The 25256-nt window shown below is 63.9% G+C and carries 22 protein-coding genes; 12 read left to right on the plus strand and 10 right to left on the minus strand.

Features of this window, described 5'->3' with window-relative positions:
- Positions 1–120: 120 nt before the first annotated feature.
- The gene (locus V7787_RS37630; protein WP_336092718.1) at positions 121–2181 is read right to left on the minus strand and encodes a M13 family metallopeptidase; all 2061 of its coding nucleotides are present in this window, start codon (positions 2179–2181) and stop codon (positions 121–123) included.
- Between the two features lie 323 nt (positions 2182–2504).
- Here V7787_RS37630 and V7787_RS37635 point away from each other — a divergent pair, with 323 nt between their 5' ends.
- The 7 genes from V7787_RS37635 to V7787_RS37665 all read left to right on the plus strand — a co-directional run bounded on the left by V7787_RS37635 (position 2505) and on the right by V7787_RS37665 (position 7945).
- Positions 2505–2735, plus strand: coding sequence for a DUF4287 domain-containing protein (locus V7787_RS37635; protein ID WP_336092720.1), 231 nt, complete (start codon positions 2505–2507; stop codon positions 2733–2735).
- A gap of 59 nt (positions 2736–2794) precedes the next feature.
- Positions 2795–3145: a hypothetical protein gene (locus V7787_RS37640; RefSeq protein WP_336092721.1), complete on the plus strand. Its 351-nt coding sequence runs from the start codon at positions 2795–2797 to the stop codon at positions 3143–3145.
- Between the two features lie 97 nt (positions 3146–3242).
- Complete coding sequence (locus V7787_RS37645; RefSeq protein WP_336092722.1) at positions 3243–4082, plus strand: class I SAM-dependent methyltransferase; 840 nt, start codon at positions 3243–3245, stop codon at positions 4080–4082.
- 526 nt (positions 4083–4608) lie between these two features.
- On the plus strand, positions 4609–5655 hold the full coding sequence (locus tag V7787_RS37650; protein WP_336092724.1) for a nuclease-related domain-containing protein: 1047 nt from the start codon (positions 4609–4611) through the stop codon (positions 5653–5655).
- A gap of 4 nt (positions 5656–5659) precedes the next feature.
- Positions 5660–5977, plus strand: coding sequence for a hypothetical protein (locus V7787_RS37655; protein ID WP_336092726.1), 318 nt, complete (start codon positions 5660–5662; stop codon positions 5975–5977).
- A gap of 418 nt (positions 5978–6395) precedes the next feature.
- Entirely contained in the window at positions 6396–6773 is a 378-nt protein-coding gene (locus V7787_RS37660) for a helix-turn-helix domain-containing protein (protein WP_336092728.1), read from the plus strand.
- A gap of 137 nt (positions 6774–6910) precedes the next feature.
- Positions 6911–7945: a VOC family protein gene (locus V7787_RS37665; RefSeq protein WP_336092729.1), complete on the plus strand. Its 1035-nt coding sequence runs from the start codon at positions 6911–6913 to the stop codon at positions 7943–7945.
- Between the two features lie 163 nt (positions 7946–8108).
- On the opposite strand, the gene V7787_RS37670 is transcribed toward V7787_RS37665, so the two are convergent.
- The gene (locus tag V7787_RS37670; protein ID WP_336092730.1) at positions 8109–10364 is read right to left on the minus strand and encodes a S8 family peptidase; all 2256 of its coding nucleotides are present in this window, start codon (positions 10362–10364) and stop codon (positions 8109–8111) included.
- Positions 10365–11033: 669 nt separating this feature from the next.
- Between V7787_RS37670 and V7787_RS37675 the strand changes: the two genes are divergently transcribed.
- Positions 11034–11693, plus strand: a complete 660-nt coding sequence (locus V7787_RS37675; protein ID WP_336092731.1) for a hypothetical protein — start codon at positions 11034–11036, stop codon at positions 11691–11693.
- 92 nt (positions 11694–11785) lie between these two features.
- Here V7787_RS37675 and V7787_RS37680 read toward each other — a convergent pair whose 3' ends face one another.
- Together V7787_RS37680 and V7787_RS37685 are read right to left on the minus strand one after the other, a co-directional pair.
- On the minus strand, positions 11786–13621 hold the full coding sequence (locus V7787_RS37680; protein ID WP_336092733.1) for a hypothetical protein: 1836 nt from the start codon (positions 13619–13621) through the stop codon (positions 11786–11788).
- Between the two features lie 200 nt (positions 13622–13821).
- On the minus strand, positions 13822–15078 hold the full coding sequence (locus tag V7787_RS37685) for a glycosyltransferase (RefSeq protein ID WP_336092734.1): 1257 nt from the start codon (positions 15076–15078) through the stop codon (positions 13822–13824).
- A gap of 109 nt (positions 15079–15187) precedes the next feature.
- Between V7787_RS37685 and V7787_RS37690 the strand changes: the two genes are divergently transcribed.
- From V7787_RS37690 to V7787_RS37700, 3 genes are all read left to right on the plus strand, one after another.
- On the plus strand, positions 15188–15772 hold the full coding sequence (locus tag V7787_RS37690; protein WP_336092735.1) for a hypothetical protein: 585 nt from the start codon (positions 15188–15190) through the stop codon (positions 15770–15772).
- Between the two features lie 55 nt (positions 15773–15827).
- Complete coding sequence (locus V7787_RS37695) at positions 15828–16196, plus strand: lysozyme inhibitor LprI family protein (RefSeq protein ID WP_336092736.1); 369 nt, start codon at positions 15828–15830, stop codon at positions 16194–16196.
- A gap of 118 nt (positions 16197–16314) precedes the next feature.
- On the plus strand, positions 16315–17346 hold the full coding sequence (locus tag V7787_RS37700) for a hypothetical protein (protein ID WP_336092737.1): 1032 nt from the start codon (positions 16315–16317) through the stop codon (positions 17344–17346).
- Positions 17347–17560: 214 nt separating this feature from the next.
- Here the strand turns inward: V7787_RS37700 and V7787_RS37705 are convergent, their stop codons facing one another.
- Positions 17561–17914, minus strand: a complete 354-nt coding sequence (locus V7787_RS37705; protein WP_336092739.1) for a hypothetical protein — start codon at positions 17912–17914, stop codon at positions 17561–17563.
- 181 nt (positions 17915–18095) lie between these two features.
- Complete coding sequence (locus tag V7787_RS37710) at positions 18096–18653, minus strand: DUF3228 family protein (protein WP_336092740.1); 558 nt, start codon at positions 18651–18653, stop codon at positions 18096–18098.
- A 148-nt stretch (positions 18654–18801) separates the two neighbouring features.
- On the opposite strand from V7787_RS37710, the gene V7787_RS37715 reads away from it, so the two are divergent.
- On the plus strand, positions 18802–19428 hold the full coding sequence (locus tag V7787_RS37715) for a LysE family translocator (RefSeq protein ID WP_336092741.1): 627 nt from the start codon (positions 18802–18804) through the stop codon (positions 19426–19428).
- Positions 19429–19484: 56 nt separating this feature from the next.
- Here the strand turns inward: V7787_RS37715 and V7787_RS37720 are convergent, their stop codons facing one another.
- The 4 genes from V7787_RS37720 to V7787_RS37735 form a co-directional block, all read right to left on the minus strand.
- The gene (locus V7787_RS37720; RefSeq protein WP_336092742.1) at positions 19485–21260 is read right to left on the minus strand and encodes a proprotein convertase P-domain-containing protein; all 1776 of its coding nucleotides are present in this window, start codon (positions 21258–21260) and stop codon (positions 19485–19487) included.
- 313 nt (positions 21261–21573) lie between these two features.
- Entirely contained in the window at positions 21574–23709 is a 2136-nt protein-coding gene (locus tag V7787_RS37725; protein WP_336092744.1) for a phosphocholine-specific phospholipase C, read from the minus strand.
- A gap of 150 nt (positions 23710–23859) precedes the next feature.
- Entirely contained in the window at positions 23860–24312 is a 453-nt protein-coding gene (locus V7787_RS37730) for a hypothetical protein (protein WP_336092746.1), read from the minus strand.
- On the minus strand, positions 24305–25075 hold the full coding sequence (locus V7787_RS37735) for a hypothetical protein (protein ID WP_336092748.1): 771 nt from the start codon (positions 25073–25075) through the stop codon (positions 24305–24307). Before V7787_RS37735 ends, V7787_RS37730 begins: the two co-directional genes overlap by 8 nt.
- Between the last annotated feature and the right edge of the window lie 181 nt (positions 25076–25256).

Genomic DNA, 25256 nt, shown 5'->3' on the forward strand with positions numbered 1-25256 from the left:
AATCCCAACTCCACGTATCCCACCCAGACAAAACGAAGGGGCGAATCCAACAGCCGCATCGGCCGAAGCATCCGCCCCCGCTTTCTACCTCAAGCCCGCTATCGCAGGCCTAGCCAAGCCTCACCAAATCCGCACGCGCTGCTCCGGCGCGACATACATCGCATCGCCCGGCTTCACCTCGAACGCCTGATACCACGGATCGAAATTGCGCAGCGGGCCGTTGGCGCGGTACTGCCCCGGCGAATGCGGGTTGGTCTTGATCAGATTGAGCAGCGCCTCATCGCGGTACTTGCTCTTCCAGATCTGGCCCCACGACAGGAAGAAGCGCTGATCGCCGCTCAAGCCGTCGATCACCGGCGCCGGCTTGCCGCCCAGGCTCAGCTGATACGCGGTGTAGGCCATCGAAATGCCGCCGAGGTCGCCGATGTTTTCGCCCATCGTCAGCTGGCCGTTGACGCAGACCTTGGGCAGCGGGCAGAACGCGTCGTACTGCGCGCCCAGGGCCTTGGTGCGCTGCTCGAAACCGGCGCGGTCGGCGTCGGTCCACCAGTTGCGCTGGATGCCGGCGAAGTCCGACTTGCTGCCCTGATCGTCGAAGCCGTGGCCCATTTCATGGCCGATCACCGCGCCGATGCCGCCGTAATTCACCGCCGGATCGGCGTTGAGGTCGAAGAACGGCGCCTGCAGGATGCCGGCCGGGAACACGATCTCGTTGAAGGTCGAGTTGTAGTACGCATTGACCGTCTGCGGGGTCATGAACCATTCGTCGCGATCGGTGCGGGTGCCGATGCGGCGGACCTGATCCTGACGCGCGTAGCGGCGCAGTTGCATCGTGTTGGCTACCAGATCGCCCGGCACGATGGTCACGCTGGAATAATCGCGCCACTTGTCCGGATAGCCCACCTTGGGCCGGAAGCTGGCCAGCTTGCGATAGGCCTCGGCCTTGGTCGCATCGCCCATCCAGTCGATCTTCTCGATGTTGCTGCGCAGCGCCTTGCGCAGGTTCTCCACCAGGGTTTGCATCGCCGCCTTGGCCTGCGGCGAGAAGTGGCGTTCGACGTAGATCTTGCCCATCGCGTCGCCCAAGCCTTCGCTGCCGGTGACCGTGGCCACCGCGCGCTTCCAGTCGTCGCGCTGCGCCTTCTGCCCGCTCAGCACGGTGCCGTTGAAGGCGAATGCCGCATCGTCGAGTTCGCGGCTCAGCAGCGCGGCGTTGTTGCGCACGGCGTGGAAGGTCAGGTAATCGCGCCACACCGGCAGCGGGGTGCGGCCGATGGTTTCGATCACCGGCTGCACCGCGCTGGGCGTGGCGACGTTGACGCGGTCCAGCGCCGGCATGCCCTGCGCCTGGACCTGCCCGGCCCAGTCGTAACCCGGGTACTGCTTGGTCAGCTCGGCGAAGGTCGAAACGTTGTAAGTCTTGTCGCGGTTGCGCAGCTGCGCGCGTTCCCACTGCGGCTTGGCCAACTCGGTTTCCAGATCCAGCACCGCCTGCGCGCGCGCCTTGGCGTCCTTGATGCCGGCGAAGCCGAGCATGCGTTCGATATGGGCCAGATACGCGGTGCGGATGCCGACGAAACGCGCATCCTGATTGAGGTAGTAATCGCGATCCGGCAAACCCAGGCCGCCGACGCGCAGACCGACCAGGTACTTGTCCGGATCCTTGCGATCCAGGTCCACGCCCAGACGCAGCGGCGCGGTGGTGCCGTCCAGATCGGCGGCGCCGAAGGCCTGGATCAGCGCGCTTTTGGAATCGATCGCCGCGATCCGGTTCAGCACCGGCTGCAGCGGCGCGATCCCGGCGGCATCGCGCGCGGCGCGGTTCATGTAGCTGGCGTAGTAATCGCGCAGCTTCTGCTTTTCGCTGCCCGCGGCCAGATGCTTGCTCTGGCGCAGTTCCTCGATGATCGCGTGCACCTGCGCCTCGGACTGGTCGCGCAGCAGGTTGAACGAACCGAACGAGGTCTCGTAGTCCTTCAGTTGATAGGTATCCAGCCAGTGGCCGTTGACGTAGCGGTTGAAATCGTCGCCCGGCTTGACGTTCTTGTCCTGCGCGCTCAGATCGACGCCGAAACTGCCTAATTGCGGCTTGCCCTGGGCGGCGGCGCCGGCGGCATGGGCGGAGGAAACGGCGAACGCGGCGGCCAGCGCCAGACTCAGGCTCAAACGGGAAGGCTTCATGGACGGTTTCCGGTGGAAAGGCGGGAGCCTAGCCCAGGGGTGGTGAGGGTGTCGTGGGCCGTTGGTTGGGCGGGTGGAGCCAAGAGCAAATCCCCCCTGCCCCCCTTTTTCAAAGGGGGGAACAGCAAAAGCGGGGGGAGTTGCAGCGGCGGCGACGCGAAGCGGAGCCGCCCCCGCGACAACTCGCCCCCTTTGAAAAAGGGGGCTGGCGCCTGCGCAGCCCGATTCAGACAGGCCCAGCGCGCCGGGGGATTCGCTTTGGCTGTGGCTTGTCGATTTCCGCCCCCCTGGTTCGACGTACCAATACCCACCCAGGAGTTCCCATGTCATTCCAGGCCTACCTAGACACCATCCAAACCAAAACCGGCAAAACTCCGGCCAACTTGCGCACTCTGGCCGCCAAGAAAGGCTATGCCGACGCCAACGGCCTGCGCCCCGGGGTGAAGGCCGGCGCCATCATCGCCTGGCTCAAGCAGGACTTCGGCCTGGGCCACGGCCATTCGATGGCCGTCGTCGCCCTGCTCAAAGGCAGCAAGAAAGAAGGCGACCGCTGATCCCGCGACGCTCGCCCGCACCGACACCCCACGCCCCCGCACGCCACAGGAGACCCGCAATGAAGAACTATCTGGCCGTTTTCACCGGCTCACCGGCCTCGATGGACGCCTGGACCCAACTCGACGACGCCACCCGCGCCGCGCGCGAAAGCGCAGGCATGCAGGCCTGGGGCGATTGGGTCGCCGCCCACGCCGACGCTATCGTCGATCACGGCACCCCGCTGGGCAAAACCAAACGCATCGGCAGCGACGGCATCGCCGACTTCCGCAACGCCTTGTGCGCCTACACCGTGGTGCGCGCCGCGTCGCATGAAGCGGCCGCGCGATTGTTCGAAAACCACCCGCATTTCGCCATTTTTCCCGGCGATGGCGTGGAAGTGATGGAGTGTCTGCCGGTACCGGGCGCCTAGGTTCGACCCACCGACCGACAACCCGGCCCGGGCGCACGAGTCGAGATATGCGCCCGGGCCCTTTATGCTGGCGCCTGCCCCGCAGAGACCGCCCGCCGTGCCGCATTACTCAGGCCCCTTGCTTACCCGCCCCATCGCCGAGCAACTGCAAGCCGCGCGCGCCGATACCGGTACATGGAGCGGCTCGCTGGACCTGGGCCGATCCAGCGGGCAAGCGCAGCTCGACCGCGACCGGTGGCAGTGGAACGGCCAACGCTATCCCTATCCGACCGCGCTCAAGGACCGCACCATCTACTACTGGGACGGCGAAGACTTCGCGCCGGTCTCGCGCTTCTCCGGCTCGCTGATCAAACTGGTGCCGACACAGTGGGGCACGCCGACCTTCGAGATCGACGGCATCAAGATGCTGGTCAGCGCCCAGCTCTCGCCGATCGACGACGCCCGGCGCAAAGTCGAGCTGATCGAACCGCGCGGCAAGACCGTACTCGACACCTGCGGCGGCCTGGGCTACTTCGCCGCGTGCTGCCTGCAATCCGGCGCTGCGCGGATCCAATCGTTCGAAAAGAACGAAGACGTGCTGTGGCTGCGCACGCTCAACCCGTGGTCGCCCGATCCCGACGCACCCGACAGCGGCGGCCGCCTGCAACTCGCGCATGCCGACGTTTCCAAAGCGATCGTCCAGATCGCCGACGCCTCGGTCGACGCCCTGCTCCACGACCCGCCGCGCTTCGGCATCGCCGGCGAACTGTACTCGCAGACCTTCTACGACCACCTCGCGCGGGTCCTGCGTCGCGGCGGCCGTTTGTTCCACTACACCGGCAGCCCGAACAAACTCACCAGCGGCCGCGATGTCCCGCGCGAAGTGGCGAAGCGATTGGAAAAGGCCGGATTCAAGACCCAACTGGCGCTCGACGGCGTACTCGGCATCCGCCGCTGAAGACTTCGCGGCCGCATCGCGCGTTCGCCTGTCTCAATCGCAATCACGGCACCTCGCACGACCAGATCGAACTGGCCGACCACAGATTGGTGCGGGTGACGTGGTTATAGACCTCTTTGACCGGCGTCCCGCCTTGCGCACCGCATCGGCGCGGGCGTCTTCCAGGGCGATGCCCGGATCGTAGCTTTGCCCCTGCCCGCTCACGGTCGTCACGGCGGCCGCGGCCAGCCCGCAAACGGCTAGCGAGAACGTTGACGCCAGCACTGCAAACGGCCTGATCATGTCGATTCTCCCGGTTTCGGTCTTGGCGGGCATTCGAGCATGCGCCGAGAAGACCGCCGTGAAAAACGGGTAAGCGCGGCGTGAAAGCGGCCTCGTCGCGGCGGAGGACACTTAGATCACGAAACATGTGCATTCATCCCGGCGACGGCCACCCGACTCCCCTCCCCCGCGGAATACAGTGATCCGATGTGCTTCGCTTAACCGGTCTGGCCGGTTATGCTCGGCCGCAAGGGGGAACACCTGCGTGCTGATCAAGACCAAGGACGATCAATCGGCTCAGCTCAAAGCGCTGGAACTTCGCGCCGCCGGCTCCGGCCCGGCCGCCAAGCAGGCCACCGCCGAGTTGCGCATCCGCAAGGCCGGGATCAAAGGCGAGATGGAATCGGCCTATCTGATCGACTTCCATTTCGCTGGCTCGCCCAACTGGGCGGTGATCCACGATCTGCGCATAGAACACCGCGGACGCACCGCGCAAATCGACCATCTGCTGATCAATCGCTGGCTCGATCTTTACGTGCTGGAATCGAAGCACTTCAACGCCGGGTTGAAGATCAACGACGGCGGCGAGTTCCTGCGCTGGGACAACTATCGCAAGACCTACACCGGAATGGCCTCGCCGCTGGAACAGAACGAGCGCCACATCGACGTTCTTCGCGACGTCGCCGGCAGCATCGACTGGCCGCAACGGCTGGGCTTGCGTATCTCACCGACTTTCCATTCGTTGATTCTGATTGCCCCCGCCGCGCGCATCGACCGATCCAAGCGCTTCGACTCCACTCGGGTGATCAAGGCCGACCAGCTCAAGAAACAGATCTGGAAGGACATCGATAACGAAAATCCGCTGGTTACTTTGTTCAAGAGCACCACCAGGATCGTTTCGCGCGAGACGGTGGAGTTCGTGGCCAGGCAGTTGCTCGCCTTGCATCGGCCGTTGACGCACGACAGCGATGAAACACAGCACCCGACCCCACCCAAGCCACCGGCAGCCGCGCCGAAGCGGATCGAACCGACATTCGCTGAGCCACCGCCGTTACCCGCGTCCGTATCGTTACCGGCGGCCAAAGCGGAGCCCAACGCCGCGACCTGCAAATACTGCGGCAAGCAAGCCGGTGAAATCCTCTACGGAAAGTACGGCTACTACTTCAAGTGCGACGGCTGCAGCGGCAACACCCAGATCCGCTTCAATTGTCAGCCCGGGCATAAGCCGCGCCTGCGTAAGGACGGCGCGGAGTTCTACCGCGAATGCGCCGATTGCCGCAGCAGCGCGCTCTTTCACCGCAACCGGCCTTGAACCCATGATCGGCGTCGTGACCTTGCTGGCGGTTCTGACTCTGCCTGTGTTGCTGTATCAATTGCTGTTCGTGGCGATCATGTACGTCGCCAGCCGGATCGGGCCGAAGACGATGATCGTGGCCCTGGTCGGCAGTTTGGCCTGGACCGCGACCCATCTGTTCTTCCCGCCGCTGGCTGTGCTGCAAAGCGTGGTGATCGTCGTCAGCTATGTCTGGTTCCGGCGCAAACGCACTTCGCACCGATCCTCGGCGCGGGCGCAGCTGCCCACGCCGCAAAATGGGCGGCCAGAGCGTCCGCCCATCGAACACGAACGCGAATAAGCGCGGCGGCAGGCCACCGCGTCGCGACGTTCGTTCATGCCTGCACGCGGCAGCAATCGCCGATTGACCCAATCTCGGCTGACACTGGCTAACGCTCGCTACCCGGCGGTGATGGTGCTCCTGCGTCCGCGCGCGCCTTCTTTACGCATACACGCGCTTCGTCGCTCAGCGGGTCGACGCAGTCGTTGCACTCGCCGCAGCGGGGCCCGTCGACGCGCGAAAGAAAACGCGCAATAGAAACAGCGAGATACGAACCGGCAGGTTCCCGAAAGGCGAGCGCCGCCGGCCGTCGGCAAGCTGGTCGCAACGGATCGCTCGACGATCCGCGGACGCTCTCGCCGCTGCAAGGGGATTCCCGGCCGACGCGGACGCAGCAGCGGAACATTCCAGTACGGCTCCCTTTCATGAGGTGTTTCCCATGGACGACTTCAATACGCCCGACAGCGCCGACGCCCCGAAATTCGACCCCCTGCCGTTCGACCCCGCGCCGTTCGAAACCATCGCGGTTTCGCCGGGGTTCGCGGAACTTCCGCCCGCGCCGCCCGGCTGTACGCTGCGCGACCGTGGGCAGGTGGCGCTCGACAGCGCCTTGCTGCGCCAGCTTCGCCGGGACCGGTTGCTGAGCCAGCAGGAACTGGCCGACGACTGTTGGCGCCGCAACATCCGCGTCTCCATCGCGACCATCAAACGGGCCGAATCCGGCCGCGCCGTGCGCTTCCGTATCGCTCACGAGTTGGCGCGTTGCTTCGGCATCCCGGTGATGCGCATCGTCCGCGCCGCGCCGCCGGCGGGATAAACCGCGGCGGCCGGCGGCATTCGCATCGACGGACCCGATTTCATCCGCCTGTGTCCGCCACCGGCCGTTTGTGCGCGCAGCCTAGCGACGCCGCTCGCATGCTGCGCGCACTCACCCCGTCGGTACGGAGATACGCAATGAGGTTGAAGTTCGGCAAACGTTCGACATCCCTGTCGGTCCTGTTGTCCGCCCTGCTCCTGGGCATTCACCCCTCGGCTGCGCTGGCGGCCGAAACGGTCCCATCGTCCGAACCCAGCACCGAGATCGATCACGCCCTGCTATGGGGCCGCGACATCGATGAAATCACCGCCGACGTCACGGTCAAACTGGGTTTCCAGGTCAGACCGGGGCGCAATCCCGGCGGCGTGGCCAATCGCTACGTGCGCATGGGCGACCTGAGCTACATCGAACTGTTCGCCAAGACCCGCGCCGATCCCGAAATGGACCCGGGCATGCAGGCCGATCAGGCCTCGCTGCGCGGCGGCGCCGGCGCGCGCACGTTCGGCTTGCGCTCCACGGTCCTGGACAAACTGCCGGGCCAGTTGCGGCAACAAGGGTTCGCGCCCACGCCGATCTTTACCGCGCCGCTGGACGATCCCGACGGCGACGGCCCCGGGCATCCGCCGCGCTGGCGGTTGTTCGCGTTCGCGCCGCAACCGCTGTCGAGCAACCTGTTCTTCATCGACTACGCCAAATTGCTCGCTACGCCTACCCGGACCACCGACGCGCGGATCGCGCCGCAACATCCCAACGGCGCGCGCGAACTGTCGGCGATCTGGCTGCTCTCGGCCGATGCCGACGCCGACCGCAAGCAGTTCGAGAAAATGGGCTTGAACGGCGCGGTGCGGGTGCGCATTCCGCAGATCGCCGCGCGAGGGTATTGCGTACCGGTCGGCGGCAAACGTTTGTTCGCGCTGCAACCCGATGGCGCGGGCATCGCCGCCAATGTCTTGCGCGAGGGCGGCCCGCAGATGCTGGCGATCAGTATCGGCGTGGCCGATCTTGAACAAGCCCAGCGCCGGGTGGAACGCGGCTACGAAACCGAATTGGCGCGCTATCGCGGAGCGCTGGGCGAGGCGTTCATGGCGCCGACGCAAGCCGATCTGGGGTTGCTGGTCGAATTTCATGAATCGGCGCGGACACCGGCGGGGTGTGGGGTAAGCGCGGGATAAAGCCGAGGACGATAGAACGCCCCGGCATCGCCGTTGCCGACGATGCCGGGGCGCTGTTGCGCGGATGCAGGCTTATCGAACACAACCAGGCAGGAACCCTGCGACCCGCGATCGCGTTTCGCCCGGCCGATGCATAAACCGCACCGACCGCGCGACCACCGTGCTACTGGATCCCGCCCTCGTACTCAAGCGTCGCGTTGCTGGGCAAATACACGCTGCCACCAGCCGGGACGTACTCAGCGATCACGCTGGGTCCGGAAGCGACCGGCGTCGGCACGCTCCACTGCGCCCGCCCGATCTTGTCCAGGGCTACCGCGGCGCCGTACTGATCCCCGTCGACCAACAGACGCACACTGCCGGCAGGAACGCCTTCGCCCGGGGTCAGACGCGCGACCGCTACCGCCAAGGTCGTGTTGTCCCCGCCGCGCGCGCCGATCACGCCCAGCGAGGTTTGGGTGGCGCCGCGCTGCACCAGTTCCTGTTCCTTGGCGCTCTTGGCGAACACGACCGCGCCGGTGGTGGCCACGTCGAACTCGCAATCCTTGCGGATGCGCTCATCCCCGACCTCGGCGCAGGCATTCTGCGCCAGTGTCACGTTTTCGGCTTTCAGCGCCGGCTTCTTGTCGGCCGGGTACGGCTGATGCACGTACTTAGCCGGCGAGTCGCCGTGGACGTAGTCGAACAAGCTGGTCATGTCGGTGACCCGCCACGAATCAGCGAAACCCGCCTGATTCCACTCGCCGGGCTGCAATGCGCCCATCAAGCCTTCGCTGGCCTGGGTGTTGTGCACAGAAAGGTTGATGTACCACAGCGGCGACCACAAGTAAGAACTCGCGAGCGCTTGCGTCCCATCCGGGAAATCGATCTTGATGCCGTTGCTGCCGTACGGGCTCACTCGGCCACCGGCTCCGAGCGCCAACCCCGCGGCATCGAGCGTGGTGACGACACCGTCCACGCGCAATTGCATCCCGCTCGGACCCGGCTGCCAGGTCACCCGGTTGCTGCCGACGCGCGCGGCAAGCGCGGTGTTGATGCTGACCCACGGATACCCCGGAGCCGGCGTCTGCCGGGTCTGCAATTCCATGGCCGGGCCGCCAAGCAAGGCGACAAACTCGCCGCCGGCCTGGAAGTCGTACTTCAGGCCATTGACGGTGATGATGTGCGGATCGCCGTCGTTGTATCCGTTGTTGAGCGAACCGTAATGCAGTTGCTCGTTCGGCGAATTGGCTCCGCGATTGATCACCCCGCCCCAGCCTGGGGTGCCTGTGTGATTGTTCGCCCAGTGCAGCCCGGCGCGAACCACCGCCGGCCATGCGTAAGGATGGTATTGGAGGAAACGGGCCGCCACGCCGGCGACGTGCGGCGCGGCCATCGAAGTGCCCGACTTCACTACCGCCGCGGTGTTGTTGGCATGACTCGCCGAGAGGATGTTCACGCCCGGCGCGAACCAATCCACGCAAGAGCCGTAGTTGGACGAATTCGCGCGGGTGTCGTTGGTCGGATCGATGGATCCGACCGTAATCGCCGCAGGCACGCGCGCCGGCGAAAGATTGCAGGCGTTGCCGCTGTTGTTGCCGGCCGAAACGGTATAGGTGACGCCGGCCGCGATCGAATTGTTGACCGCATTGTCCAGGGTCGGGCTGGGGAAGAAACCGGAGCTGAGATTGGCGACCGCGGGCGCGACATGATTGGCCGTAACCCAGTCCACCGCGGCGATCACCGGCGCCAGATACGTATTCAAGCAATCGCCTGCGCGCACCGGATGCAACAACGCCTGTTTGGCGATGCCGTAGGTCGTGCCGCCGATCGTTCCGGCGACGTGAGTGCCGTGGCCGTGGCAATCATTGGTGTCCTGGGAGTTATTCATCGTGTTGATGCCGGGCAGGATGCGGCCGATGAAATCGTTGTGAGTCGCACGAATACCGGTATCGATCACGTAGGCATGCACGTTGGCGCCAGTTTCGCTGTAGGTATACCGCTGATCCAACGGCAACAGACGTTCGCTGACTCGGTCCAAACCGTCGGCCGGATTGGTTTGAACGGTATGGAGTTCGCCGACTTGATCGACCTCCACGTACTCGACTTCCGGCACCTCGCGCAACATCTGCAAGGCATTGTCCGGCAGACTAGCGCTGAACCCGCTCAGCACGGACGTGTAGGTGTAGCCGACTTTCGCGCCGAGCCTGCTTGCCCGATCCCGATACGCGTTGACGACCGCGCTCGATGTGCCTTGTTCGAACACGACGATGTACTGCCCGGCAATTCGCCGCGGCGCGTTCTCGTTGACCAGCGGCGCCAACGCGGCCGCGGCCGTGCCCAGAGGCAACAACGCAGCGACCAGGGCCGATGCGATAGCCAATGCGATCCGGTTGCTGTTTACGTGCTGCGATGATTCGACCTTGCTTGTCCTGGCATTCATTTTGATCTCCTTGAAACTGGACATATCGGTAGTGCTCCCTGTGGGCCGGGCGCGGCCCGCGGCCAAAACATCACGCTCGGCCCAGGCCAACAAGGCGTCAGGAATGCGTACGTCCACATCGATGTGTGGACCGACTGACAAGGCCGCGCGACATGGCCACACGGCGGCACGAATATCTACGGTCCATGCCACTTGCGTAATCGCAAAGTCACGGACACGGCTCTCGATCATCCGACCGGCGCACGGCCGGATGCCGCGATGGCATCGCCGCACATCGCAAATTTCTGCGCAAATTCCGTTTGTTTCGAACGTCGCACAGCGTTCTTGCAACTGCCGTGCGATGTCGGTCTGCCCACACTGGCAGACAGCAGCGACGAAATTCCGAAAATGAGAACTCGCACCAACCTCGTTCTCGTGCGAACGCGGTTCAAGGCGCAGCCGGGCCCTCGGACCTGCGCCGCAGGCGCGGCGGTGGGGCGATGTGCGCAATCAGCCGCAGGGCCGCCGCCGTCGGAGAGGGGGCTCGTGGCAGACGCAAAACCGCGGCCGCAGCCAGTACTGCCGCCATCCAGACCCTCCGGAACCACCCCACCCTTAGGGTTACCCCCAGTTCCAGCCGCCCGCCGCCGTAAGTAGTCTGCAGTCACCCACGTACCCGAGTATCCCGCCGTGCTGCCACCTATCGACCGGATCTACGCCGCCCCCGTCCTGCCGCCCGCCGCGCCGTCGCCGGTGGAAGTGGGTTCGCCGAACTACTACCAACAGCGGGTCGACGACTTCAAGGCGCGCAATCCGGGCATGGAACCGCCGGATTATTACCTCGGCTACGGCCAGAAATACATGGAGCGCTTCCAGGCGCTGGACTCCACCGACCTGTCCTCGCAAGGCCTGGAATGGCGCGACCGCACCACCGACGCGCTGCAGCAAGCCATCGAAGATTTCCGCACCCGCGACCCGGAAGGCTTCGCCAACCTGGAACGCGACCCGGAAGGCTTCCGCGAATTCGCCTTCGGCTCGCACCCCGACGCCTACGTGAACTCCGGCCTGTACGACCTGCCCGTGCAGGATCTGCTGGTGATCGCCGCCACCCCGGACGTCAAAGACGTGCTGAGCATGGAAGGCATCAACCAATCGCTGATCACCGCCGGCAAACTCAACCTCAGCGACGTGCCCGAGATGGCCTGGGACACCACGGTCCAGTACTTCAAGGACACCGGCCCGTTCGGCCTGACCCCGATGGGTCCGGCCATCGAGGGTTTCGTGCAGGGCGAGAAGCTGCTCGACCGCGTGCTGAAGCAGGACGATATTCCGTTCGTGCCGTTTATCTGAACCTTATAGACGCGGCCGACGACGGCCTCGGACTGATTGGATTCAAGAGGGCGCGGCCATGAGCCGCGCCCTCTTCAGTTGCGATCCGGACGCTATGAAGCCTGCTCATCGCGCTTGAGCAGTCCGGTCAAGAAAGCCACCAGCAACAACGTTGCCACCCAACCGAAGATCGTCTGCAGCCAAATGGCGAGCCTGGTCAGCCGATACGAATCAAGCGCGAACAGCTCTCGGTACCAAGGCGATAAAGGCGTTGGAACCTTCGCCCCCCACGCCTCCTCTTGACGTAAATTCACGACTGGAAGCAACACGTCCAGCGAGTACGCCAATGGACTCAAGCCCGGATATTCGTCCCGCAGAGCCGCGCATCCATACCAATTGGCCCGCTCTTTGCTCCCGTCCAACCAGCACGACTTGTAATCCTGGTTCTGAAAGACCAAGGGATCGGCGGGAGCAAACACCCCTCTTTCGGCCATGAGAAAGTAATACCCACCGAACGCCAACCAAATGCCGAGCATCCAGGCAAACAAGCGCACGGGACGATATCCGTAACCCACAAGCACCCACAGCATCCAGTGACCAAACCGGCTGGCGCTGCGATACATCCAGCGCCGCGGAGCCGCCCACGATTCCGGCGTGGCGCCGATGAGCCCGACATTTCGCTTGCTATGTTCCAGTTCAATCGCCACCTGCCGGGAGTCCTCGACGTGCCCGGACTCTCTAAGCACTCGCTGCAGTTCGCGCCAAGGCTGAGGACGGAAAGAAGTCCCTACATGCTCGGCCTTTTGGCCTTTCAGCCATTCGATCCTGTCCGAAGCGCGGGTGGAAGCACGCCCCGAAAACCGCCCGTAGCTCAACCCATCCAGCACCGTGCCACCGCCCCAACTCACCACGTCGTCGACGATCGCACCGATCTTAGCCAAGCCCAGATTGATGTTGGAAACCGGGTTAGCTAGAGAATGGAACATCAACGCACGCCCTATCGCCACGCCCTCGAAATTTATCGAAGTCGCTTCATCGCAACTTATTTCGGCGCCAACAAACGACATATCCCCGGCAACCTCAAGCCCTCTACCGCCGATGGAGCCCACGGTCTTCATATCCAACAAATATGCATCGCCGCCGATTCTGGCCCTATCCATTGAAAGACAGTCGAGATCGCATTTCAAACGCGCCTTCGACAACGAAAGGTCGCCCTCGATGCGCGCACCGATCAACCGCAACTCACCCTCGATAGTCGAGTCATCAAATCTGAGGTCGCCGCCGATCGCCGCACCGTCCAGCGATAGCGCGAATTCATGGTTGGACTTAAAGCTGGCCTCCTGACATTTTATCGTTCCAGCGATTTTCGAAAAGCCCAGATCCACTGCTCCGACAACCTGAACTCCGGCCAGAAAGCTGACATCTCTCTCAACGACGATCCCACCGGCATCTATCGCAAGATCGTCGCCTCCGGCACTGAACTGCGCATCCTTGATGTTGATGCTGCCCCCGATCCTTGCATTACGAATCGCAACCCCTCCAGTCGCCTTGAAGCCGTCTTTCAGGAAAACACTGCCAATGCACCGCATTCTGGGCGCGTAAATACACGGCACCGATGTACCTGGAAGAAACAAAACTCCGGCGATCTCGGAATCGCCAAGTTTCAGCTTGGAATCCAACACACAATTGCGAAACCTCAGCGAACACACCTTCGCGTACCTAAGACTGATCTCGCCCTTTATCCAAGCTCCACACACTCTTACGCCATCCTCATGCACGGGCGCGGAATCATCGCCGCCAAGCAGCAAGAAGCGGATAAAGTCCCCCCTAACCATGTTGCCGGCAGTTTCGGCCGTGGGTCGCGCCGAACCGATAGCGGCTTCTTTCCCCATTCGTACGGCGGCTAGCACTTTCTTCTCCGCCGGGCTCAACACCCCAAAATCAGCCAACGTCCTTCCGGCACTCCGCATAACGCCCCCTTTTCATATCAGCTGAAAGCCGCCACGCCTTTCTATCAGTTTCGGGCAATCGACGGATCAACGGAAAAGCCCCCAAGAGCCGGACACTCCTCTCGCGCTGATATCCAGTAAGAAGCCTCTTTCCCCGTCATCGGCCGTCCGCTGGTAGAGACGATTTGATTTAAGAACAGCTAGAAACCACACCTTCTACTCATGGCCTCTGCCAATCGCGTCGCCGCCACCGCCGCGCCATCGCCCCGCACCGTACTGGCCACTTCGCTCGCACGGATGCAGGTCTGCGCCCTCAACGCATCGGCGAGCGCCGCCGACAACGACTCGAAGCTGGGCTGCGGCCCCTCGTGAGCGGCGCCGATGCCCAACGCCGCCACCCGCCCCGCCCAATACGGCTGATCGGCGATCTGCGGCACCACCACCTGCGGCACGCCCGCGCGCGTGGCCGTGTGGGTCGTGCCGGCGCCGCCGTGATGCACCACCGCCGCCACTCGGCCGAACAGGGCTTGCTGATTGATCTCGCCGATCGCGAAGCAATCCTCGCGATCGTCGAGCAAACCCAGCTCCGCCCAGCCGCGCGACACCAACACCCGGCGCCCTTGCGCACGTACCGCTTCGATCGCCGCCCGCGCGGTCTCGCGCAAGGCCTGCATCGGCATGCTGCCGAAACCCACATACACCGGCGGCGCGCCGGCATCGAGAAACGCGCGCAGATCCGCCGGCAGCGGACGTTCGTCGTGCAACACCCACGCCCCGCTCTGCCACACATCGCGCAGCTCGGTCGGCCGCCACGGACTCAACACCGGATCGGCCGCCAACCACGGCCGCTCGGTGAACACGTAATCGCGCACGTTCTTCACCGGCCCCAGGCCGATAGCCGCGCATTGCGCGTTAACCCCGGCGCCGAACATGGCGTTCATGGTGTCGATATCGCGATCCCATAACACGGCGTTGTCGGCGATATCCGCCGGCAGCGGGTGATCGGGATACTCATGCGGCCGATGATGCGAGGAAGGCACGAAGTACGGGCAATACGCCGCATACACATAGTCCAGACCGCGTCGCTCGGCCACCAACCGCGCCGCTGCGGTCGACGGAAACAAACCCGTCGCCACCACTGCATCGCAACCCTCCGCAGCCGCGTCGATCGCCTCGAACTGTCGCCCGACGATCATCGCCGCGGTTGTGGAGATCAACTGCGCCGCGCCCCGCGGCGTCGCCTCCGCCTTGCGCTTGATCATCTCGCCGACCCACTCGCGCACCGACGAAAACGCCGGCGCCAGCGGCACGCCGGCGCGCGCCAACAACTCGGCGAACTCGACATCCGGCGGCGCACACACCCGCACCTGCACCCCGAGCGCCTGCAACCCCACCGCCAATCCCGCCAACGGTTCGACATCGCCGCGCGAACCATACGTCGACAACAAAACGCGCATTTCGCAGCTCCCAAATCGCCGGATCCGGCAGAGGGCGGCGATTGTGTTGCACCCCGCGGGCCTTGCCGCAAGCCCCCGGGCGGGCTATAATTTAAGAACGGGAGCAGCGTTGAGAACGGTCGATCGGTCCGCGCCCCGCATTCAGCTCGCGACGATGGCGACCGCCCGCCGCAGCAAATCAGCCGCAAATCCCCTGACCGAACAGATCGCCGCCCTCAGCCTGCGGCCGGATCGCCGCGTTCACTCATCCGAATATCTGCGCATAGCGCTCGAACGCCCGCCGGCATTGCCCGTCGAACGCCAACTGAGCCATCACATTCATGGCGAGACCTCCTGGCTGCCAGCGCGCCCGCGGGCGCGCGACAGCCCTCATCGATCAGCGACGACCGCCCTTATCGTCCGGCGGATCCTCGCCCGGCAACGGCTGATGCCCCTGCCCCGGCGGCAGATCCGCGTTCTGCACGTGCTTGCGCTTGGCCCGCACATCGCCCTCGGACGGACTCTCGCCCGGCAGCGGCTGATGGCCTTGCCCATGCGGCGGCTTGCCGCCTTGATCGGTGTCGCGCGGTTTCCCGCCTCCGGTTTCGTTGCCCATATCGGTCGCCCTCTCAGGACGCTGGCCCGGGAACGGGCCGGCGATACCCGCACGCTGACGCGGAACGGGTTAATGGCGGGTCTAATCGCATGTCGCTAACCTTCACGTATCGGGAACGGACGTCGTATTCCCAGTCATCAACGCAAGGACTCGCATGAAACCGATCGCTCTCGCCTTCGTCCTGCTGTTCGCCGTCGCCTTCTCCGTGCAGGCGCAAGATTGCGAACAAGCCGGTTCCAACATGGCCGCCGTGCGGGCTTGTCTGTATGAGGCGTTGGAGAAGGACCTCGATGCTGCGTATCGGCCGCTGCATCGCAAGGTTGCGGGCAAGGATGCGCAGGCTGGGGCGTTGCTGCAGAAATCACAGGCCAGTTGGCGGGCTTTCGTCGAAGATTCTTGTGCCTTCACTACCCGCGTGAACGTCGATGGGGCTATCGAAGAAGACGCTCGGTACAACTGTCAGGTCGATTTCACCAATGCGCGGATCAAGGTACTCAAAGCCTGGATGGGACAGCAAAAGTAAGTCTAACTGGCACGATCCGTGACAGAGCAATGCACTCTACCGCGTGTCATTTTAGGCCCAAGCGACGCGCAACTTAGAGTTGCCCTTGCGGCGACAGTGCAAATACGGAATTCTTGCGTTGGCCAAAGCGAACGGCCGTGTGCCAAATGAACTGCCAACGAGAATCCCAGTCGAAAAATTCGAGCGGCAAGAAATAGGCAGTAGCTCGGCCTGCTTTCAACATGGATCGTTGCATGCCTCACGCCTACAGCAACCCCAGCCTCCGGATTTTATTGCGCTTGCACAGGCCGATGCGCTGCGCAGAGACCTCGACTTAATCAACGGCGCGACCCGCAGCGAACTTGGCCTTCGGCTTGCCAGCGACGCGACATCAAGACCGAAGCGAAAACCGATCCTAGCGACCAGCAGCGCCGCCCCCGGAAGCAGCGAAGAACTCCGCCAAGAGATAGACGACGTGAGCATCAAGCACCTCACCGCCATAGCCGCCTCCGCCACGCTGGGACTCGCGGCCTGCCAACAAGAAAATGCCGCTGCGCCTCCCCCTCCGATCGAGACGGCGCGAGTCGAGCAAGTCGCCCCTGTGACGATTAGCGACATGCAAGCGGCCGCATCCGTTTTCGCAAGCGAGCGCGGACGCGACTGGGATGCCTATGGAGCGCTCTCCCAAGTCAAATGGAAAGACTCAGTTCCCCAGGAGTTCACGGCCGGCCGCTATTCGCGAAGCGGCACCGTCCTGCTGCAGGGCTTTACGATCAAGGACATCCCAAACGGGAAGCCGGGCTCAGACTACGCAACCACAAAGCGCAACGAAGGCGAGTCGACGCTAACTGTGGCCGGAACCCTGAGTGGAGTCGACTCTGTGTCGATCAGAAAGCCGCTTTATTCGGACAACTACCTGGGCGTACTGAACAACCAGTTCAAAGCGGCACGGATATCCACGATCGCAGACCAATGCCCCGCGCCCGAATATGAAGAAGGCGCGGGAGAGGGCGCGTTCTTCGAAGTCTCGCTTGCCGACAACAGAAAAATCTACGTGCAGGCCAGCCAGAAAGATGGCGGCAAGAACACCGACGGCTTCACCGTTTTTGATCTGACCCGGCAACGACCTTCCGATGCTATTTCGGAACTGAATTGCAAGGCTGTCGAGTAGCGAAACAGAAGGGGCAGCAACATTCCAGGGACTCGCAGGCGAGAGCGCTCAGCATTGACCGCCGCTCGTACATTGGACGACCCCACTCGTGGCGGCAGATAATTCGGGTATACGGCTGCAGGTACACCCAGCGCTTACGCCTCTCACGCTCATGCCCAGCAGCGTTCAAACGAGTCATCCGTGAGTATTCGGCTCAAGGACGATACCGGCGCCATCAGCCCGAACCGCTGCATATAACGGGCGGAAGCAGACTGGATACCACCTCGACAGCAAAGTAAGTCAGCGCCAGCGCCGCGACCAGCCAAAGCAACTCGGAAAACCTCAGACAAGCGACTGTCACCAACAGAATCAGGATCGGGACTCCGAGGACTACAAGGCAGATCAGGAACAAATAGGCGCCGCCCCAGCAGCCCGCAACATCTGTCCCCATCAAAACCACCGAAATCGCCGCCAACAGCAACACCAAGATCAAGCAAATGATGGCTGAGATGCGCGCTCCGCGATGGCGCTTCGCTGTGCGTTCGTCCGACGATGGGTTGCTGGCACGTGGTTGTTCTTTGTACTCCATGGCGATTCCCTTCGGTCTGGCAGGCCTCAAGAACAGTGCTAGCGGCACCGGAGGCCGCCCGTTCAGTTGCAGCCCCATCCTACATGACAGGCAACCATCGACAGAGGTCCTAACGAAGCACTCGGATGATGGCTAAGCGGTTTGCTCGATATTGAGGCGAATGCAATAACCGAACACCGAACTACCCCCGCCAGTTGGCATGCCCTCGCCAAAACTCCACAGCCCGCAAGTAAGCCTGCCGATCCAACCCCACCCCCGACCCACCCTCCTCCACCCCTAACGCATTGCGCATCATCGTAATCGGCGCCATCGGCGTCTCCACCGGCTCGGCGGTGTACATGCAGCCGACCACGCCCCAGTCGGCGGTAGTGTCGGTACCTTCTTTGGCCAGTTGCTCGCGGCTGTAGAGGATGACGATGAGGTACTCGGCCACGGGCGGGTCGATGCCTTCGAACCAGCGCACCAGCACCGGCAGTTCGTCCTTGGTGCGCGCTTCGTAGCCGCTGCGCAGCAGGTGGCGATTGTCGTCGGTGATCGGCACGGTCAGGCAGCGGGTGCTGGTCCAGTTACGGTGCACGTGCAGTTTGCAGAACGGGGCGTAGCCGTCGAGGACGGTCAGCGGCGGTACGTCGTTGAGGTAACGCTCGAACTGTTCCGGGGTGATGTCCTGGATGGTGTTCCGGCGCGGTTCGCGCGGGAACAAGCGGGTGCGGGCGAAGTCGGTGAGGATGATGGTCATTCGGGGATTATCGAGGGGCCGGGGGTGTCTGGCACTAGGCGGACGGCATTTCCCAGAACCGCCCCCGTCCCGGCGCTTGCGGCTGGCAACTTGGTTGTGGCTTTCTAAGCCCATCGCCCCCGCCAACGTTCGCCCGGAGACCCAGCCCATGCTCGACCCCAGCACCCTGCTCTCCTTCACCCTCGTAGTCCTAGCCCTATTCGTAATCCCCGGCCCGGCCGTCCTGATGATCCTGGCCCGCGCCAGCAGCGGCGGCCGCCGCATCGGCGTGTTGACCGGCTTGGGCGTAGCCTGCGGCGATCTGGTCCACGCGATGCTCGCGACCTTCGGTCTGTCGGCGGTGTTGATGGCGTCGGCGACGGCGTTCGCGACGGTCAAGTACGCGGGTGTGGCGTACTTGGTGTATCTCGGGGTGAAGGCGCTGCTGGAGAAGTCCAGCGATCTGCAGTTGCCGCAGGCGCGCAAGCTCGGCGGCTGGGCGGCGTTCCGCCAAGGCATGTTGACCGAGGTGTTGAATCCGAAGACGGCGTTGTTCTTTCTGGCGTTCTTGCCGCAGTTCGTGTCGGCTCAACATGCCAACGCTACGCTGCAGTTGGCGCAGTTGGGGTTGATATTCGCGGTGCTGAGCGCGCTGTATTCGTCGGCCGTCGCGTTGGCGGCGAGTGCGCTGGGCAAGTGGCTCGGTCGCAATCGCGCGGTCGGCCGCTGGCAGAACAAGGTGGTCGGGGCGATCTATTTGGGGCTCGGCGCCAAGTTGGCGTTTCAGCAACGCTGATAGACGCCGCGGGATAACGCCAAGCCCGGTCGCGCCGGGCTTGGCGTCGCGCTGGGTTACTGCGCTCTGTCGAAGAAGTCCAGCTGCCATCCGAGCAAGACGCCCGAGCCGCCGGTGACGTCGTCGGTGACGCGCAGTTTCCAGGTGCCGTTGGCGACTTTGTCGGTGAAGTCGAAGCGGTGGGTGGCGCTCGGGTTGACCGGGCCGTTGACGTGGTCACGCAACAGGTAGATCTGACCGTCCGGTGCGATCAGTTCGACTTTGAGGTCGGTGCGGTAGGCGTGGTTGAGGTTGTAGCTGACGCTGGCGAGGCCGCCGTTGCCGCTCAGGTCGCTGACGACGATGGGGCTTTCGACGACGGTGTTGTCGTTGATGAGGTAGTCGGTGGGGTTGGATCGCCGGGTCGGCCAGCGGCCGTCGTTGCGCTCGCCGTAGCTGGCCATGATGCTGCCGCCGCTGATGTCGGTGTCGGCGGTCAGGCGCAGGAAGTAGGTCATCGGGAAGTCGGCGTCGGGGTTGCGTTCGACTTTGCAGAAGGTGCTCCAGTTGCCGGTGGTGCGGCAATGGAAGTCGGTGGCGGTGGGCGGCGCGCCTTCGCGTACGTAGAGTTTTCCGCGGCCGGTGCCGAAGCCGGCCTGGGTGTTGAGCGCGGTGTAGAGCGCGCCGGTTTCGGGTTTCATGATGTTGAACAGCAACGATTCGCCGGCGCGCAGCGACAGGCCGACGCGGGTGACGTCGTTGGGCAGGCGGCTGGCGTCGAGGTACGGCAGCACGGTCAGTTCGACCGGCAGTCGGTGCGTGGATGTGGCGCCGGTGGCGACGACGTTGGCGGTGTAGCGGCCCACGGGGGTTTCCGCCGATGCGGTGAAGGCGATGGCGGTGGGGCCGTAAGGGTTGACCACGGCCGGGCTGAAGGTCGCGCTGACGCCGGGCGGCAGGTCTTCCATCGAGAACTCGATGGCCTGGTTCCAGCCGTGCAAGGGGCGCGCGTTGATTTCCAGCCAGCCGCTGATGCCGGCTTGCTGGGTCACCGCGACCAAGGCGCGGCTGCGGCCGATGGTCCACAGGGTGAAATCGGGCGTCGGGTTGACGTAGAGATTCAGCGCGGTGCTGCGGACGGTGCCGTTGGAGGTGCCGGTGATGGTCAGCGGGTATTTGCCCTGCGCGGCTTGCGTGGACGCGCTGAAGGTCAAGGTGGAATTCACCGCGGCCTTCGCGCCAGGGTTGACCGGGTTGAGGCTGAAGACCGCGCTCACGCCGGCCGGCAGTCCGCTCACGTCCAGCGTCACCGGTTCGGTGTAGGCGGTGCCGGTAACGGTGACGTTCAAGCGGCTGCTGTTGCCGATAGTCACGATGTGCTGGGTGCCGGGCACCGTGACTTTGAATCCGGATTGGTCGGTGACGATGAGTTCGACCGTGGCGCTGTGCGCGAGTGCGTTGTAGCGGCCGGTGACGGTGATGGGATAGGTGCCGGGCGCGACGCCGGCGGCGATGGCCAGGCTGAGTTTGGATCGAACGCTGCCGTTGGCGGGCGGTGTGAGCGAGGATTGCGAGAAGCTGGCGGTGATGCCGGCGGGCAAGTCGGCGACGCTGAGCGCGGTGGGCTTGTTGTATTGGTCGATGCTGTTCAGTACGACGTAGGTGGCGACCGAGTTTTCCCGGCTGGTGGCGATGCTGCCCGGGTCGACGGCAAGACGGAAATCGCCGAGGGCTTTGGCCTCCGTCGGCGTCGCGGCTTGCGCTTTGAGGCTAAGGGTGGCGGCGAGCGCGATCAGTACGAAGGCGCCGGCGCGGCAGGCGATCGCGCGCAGGCGTCGCTGGGGGATAGCCATATGACTTCTCCTGAAATAGGTCTCTGAGGGTCGCCGTCCCCTGATGCCGGCGCGGCAGTGCGCGGCGATCTTGGCAGAACTTCAAGCGGGCTAATGAGAAAGCCCGCATGGTTTGCGATGCGCGAATTCCCGCGCATGTGGCGGTATTCGCGTCGGTCTCGCGGCGCGTTTCGCGCAGCGCCGCGGTTTTGCGAGCGCGTGTTGCAACAGCGGCGTGATGCGGGTCGCTTATCCGCCGCGGGTATCGCATTGAACTGCGATACCCGGCGGATTTTCGCGCCGGGTATCGCGTGGCGATGATTGGAGCGTGCTGTTACGCCGTAGTAACCGTTGCGGTGCCGTTCGCGGACGCGGTCGCCGTGGAGGTGCCGCGATTGAGCAAGGGATCGGTGATGCTCGGCAGGCCGGTTTCGATATGGCCGGCGATACGCCGTTCGTAGCCGGCGGGGGCGTCGCTGGTAACGGTGAGGTCGTACCAGCCGTCGCTGTCGGCGAACGACCAGTCGGCGCTGACCGCTTGCCCGGCATCGAGGCGATAGCTGCGGGCGGGTGCGTTGCTGTAAGCGCTGACCGCGACTTGCACGGTGCAGGCGCGCACGCCCTTGTTTTCGATCGACAACGCCAGACGCGAGCGGGTTTTGTCGTAGACGGCGATGACGTCGGGTTGCGCTGCGTCTGCGCTCACGCTGCCGCTGAACTGCCGGAAGAAACCATTGGGGCCGTAGACGGTGAGCTTGTACGCGCCTTGCGCGTCGACACTCCAATAGTCGCTGAGTTGTTTGCCCGGGCCGACGGTGTAGGTGCGCGGGCCGATGTCGCCGTTGCCGGCGTAGACCTGAAACACCGCGGCGCTGGCGCCCTGGTTGGAAAATTCCAGCCAGAACTGGCGCTTGCCCGGCTCGCTCCACGAGGTGGCATACAACTCGTAAGGCACGGCGCGCGCGAGCTTCATGCCCTGCTCTTGCCCAGGCAGCGCGGGCGAGATGCTCGGGTAGTCGGGTTTGGCGTAGTAGTACTGTTTGTTATACGCGTCGTTCATATGCGCATTGGTCGCGGCGGTGTCGCGCAACCCGGCGGGCACGGCGGTGTCGGCGGCATCGAAGTCGAACAACGCGGTGAGGTCGCCGCACACGGCGCGGCGCCACGGGCTGATGTTCGGCTCGGCGACGCCGAAGCGTTTTTCCAGGAAGCGGATCACCGAGGTGTGGTCGAACACTTCCGAACTCACCCAGCCGCCCTTGGACCAAGGCGAGATCGCCAGCATCGGCACGCGATGGCCCAGCCCGATCGGCAGGCCGGACGCGGCTTCGATCTCGCCGGTGGTCGGCACGGTGGACGCGCCCTTGCCGGCCTGCCACGGCGGCGTCGGCGGCGGCATGTGGTCGAAGAAGCCGTCGCATTCGTCGTAGGTCAGCAAGAACACGGTCTTGGCCCAGACCTCGGGATTGGCGGTCAGCGCTTCGATGACTTTGGAGACGTACAGCTCGCCGAAGGCCGGACCCCACCAGGGATGTTCGGATGAGGAGAACGGCGGCACCAGCCACGAAACCTGCGGCAGCTTGTTCTGGATCACGTCTTCGCGCAGCTTGTCCAGGCCGCGCACGGTCATCGCGCGCTCCCACAACTGCGATGTGCGCGGAGCGTTCTTGAACTGGCTGAACCACGCCAGCGCATTGCAGTCGTAGTTGTTGTTGTCGTCGATCTTGTAGCGGCTGGACACGAAGTTCGCCACGACGTTGTAGGAACCGACGGCGCCGTTCTGATAGATGCGCCAGGACACGCCGGCTTGCTGCAGACGCTCGGCATAGCTGATCCAGCTCACCGATCCGCCGCTGTCGCCCATGTCGTTGTCGGTATGAACGCCGCTGCCGTCGGCCTTCGCCGATGCGCGCCCGCTCATCAGATACAGGCGATTGGGGTTGGTGGGACCGAGCATGGACGCATGGTAGGCGTCGCAGATGGTGAAGCTGTCGGCGAGCGGGTAGTAGTACGGCAGGTCGGCGCGGGTGAAATAACCCATCGCCTGCGGCCATTGCACGTGCATCCAGCGGTCGTTGCGGCCCTGGTTCCAGCAATCGTGCAGACCGCCCCAGCCGTGATTGTTGCTTTCCAGCCACTGTGCCCAGGTCTTGCTGGTGTCGAGGTGATATGGGGTGTAGTCGCGGCCTTTGTAGTTCTGCTGCCAGACCGGCTTGCCGTCGGCTTGGCGGATCGCACGCGGGTCGTTGAAGCCGCGCACGCCGCTCAGCCGGCCGAAGTAATGGTCCAGAGAGCGGTTTTCCTGCATCAGGATGACGACGTGTTGCACGTCCTGAATGGTGCCGCTGACCCGCGCGGGGGCGATCGACAGGGCTTTGGCGATCGACGGCGGCAAGGCCGCGCCGAGCGCCAGGGCGCCGGCGGATTGGCCGGCGATGCGGAGAAAGTCGCGGCGGTTGTACTCGGACATGCGGGACCTCGGCGGTGAAAGCGCAGAACGCTAGTGAGCGGTTATGACGATGCTGTTACGGTCACAGGCGTGTGTGCCGCTCGCTGTTGTTCAGGCCCTACCCTCTGTGGAAAAGACACGCTCTTTCACACGCCTATCCCGGCCGCTGTTTCAGTGGCTCGCCCCCGTCGCCGTCGCATTGGCCGGCGCGGGAACGCCTTCTAACCGGCGCAAGTCGTCCACCGAGTTGGCGATCACGTCGAGTTGACTGTCGATCGGCATCGACGGCGCTACCCGCGATTTGATCTCGCGGATCGAGGACGATTGCCGTTCGATGCGGGTCAGATGCTGCCCCATCAGCTCCAGATCGCGCATGTCGTGGCGCGATCCGTTCGCGACGGCGTTGCGCCCGGCGCTGGCCGGTTTCTTGCCGCCCACCAAGTAGTCGATGCCGAGAATGCTGGCGAACACGATCACGATGGAAACCAAGGCGGTGAAGACGTAGTGGCCGTTGCGCTGGGAATCGCCGTTGGAACTGTCCAGGGAACGGTCCACGGCGTCGATCAAGTCGAATACTTGGCGTTCGAGCTGACTGGAGGTTTTGGTGAAGTCCGGCTTAGCCATCTTGGTTCTCCTGAGCCGGCGGGGCGATCGCCTTCAACGACGACAGTTCCAGTTGCAGCTTGGAGGCTTGTTCGGCGGCGAAGTTGAGTTGCTGTAGGCCATCGACGATGCCGCGCTGCTCCATGATTTCCCTGGCGTGCTCGATTCCCCGCGAGGTGTTGAGCTTCTCGCGTTCCAAGATGGGAATGGCATCGTCCGCGGTCAACTCCAACTGTATCGAGCGCCCGCTCTGCTCCATTTGCTCGGCGACCGCCGACAGCACGGTGACCACGTTATTGGTGTGGTAGCGGTATCGCTCGACCAAACGTTCCTTGACCCGAGGCTCGTCCACGGCTTCTATCGCCCCCAGAAGTTCCTTGGAACTGGAGGCGGTGTTCTTGACCGCTTCGCGGGCGACTTTGGCCATACGGTCCATCGTATGCAGTTCGTGTTCGATCTTGCGGACGCGCTGGTACTCGGACACCTTGCTTCTAAGATCGGCCAGCCGCAGGGTGATCGCCTTGTGGGTATCGCGCTGGCGCCGCATCGCGATCCAGAAACCGACGATGGCCGGCAGCAAGGTGAAGATGGTGCGCAGCAGCGCCACCATCACCGCCGAACCGTCGCCGGACACTGGCACCCATCGGTCTATCGAGAACCATCCCAAAGCACTGACGATCGCCGACGCGCCGATCGCGGTATAGCCGGCGCCATCGGCGCTTGATTCCAATCGCATGATCTTCCCCCTGAGTGCATATCTGTCGGCGGGCTTGGTGCGGTGCACGCCGCGGCGACCGGGCCCGCCCTCTGAGCAGCGGCCCACGAAGAAAGTCCGCGATCGATAGCGAGCTTGCAAGTCGCGAGAAAGAACCGTCGCACACCCACGCAAGCGCGCAGGGAAATTCGCGCATTCGGTCAGCGCTCATGATTCACGCACACATCATCCGATGTGGATGTCCATGGAT

Source organism: Pseudomonas sp. CGJS7 (assembly GCF_036961695.1).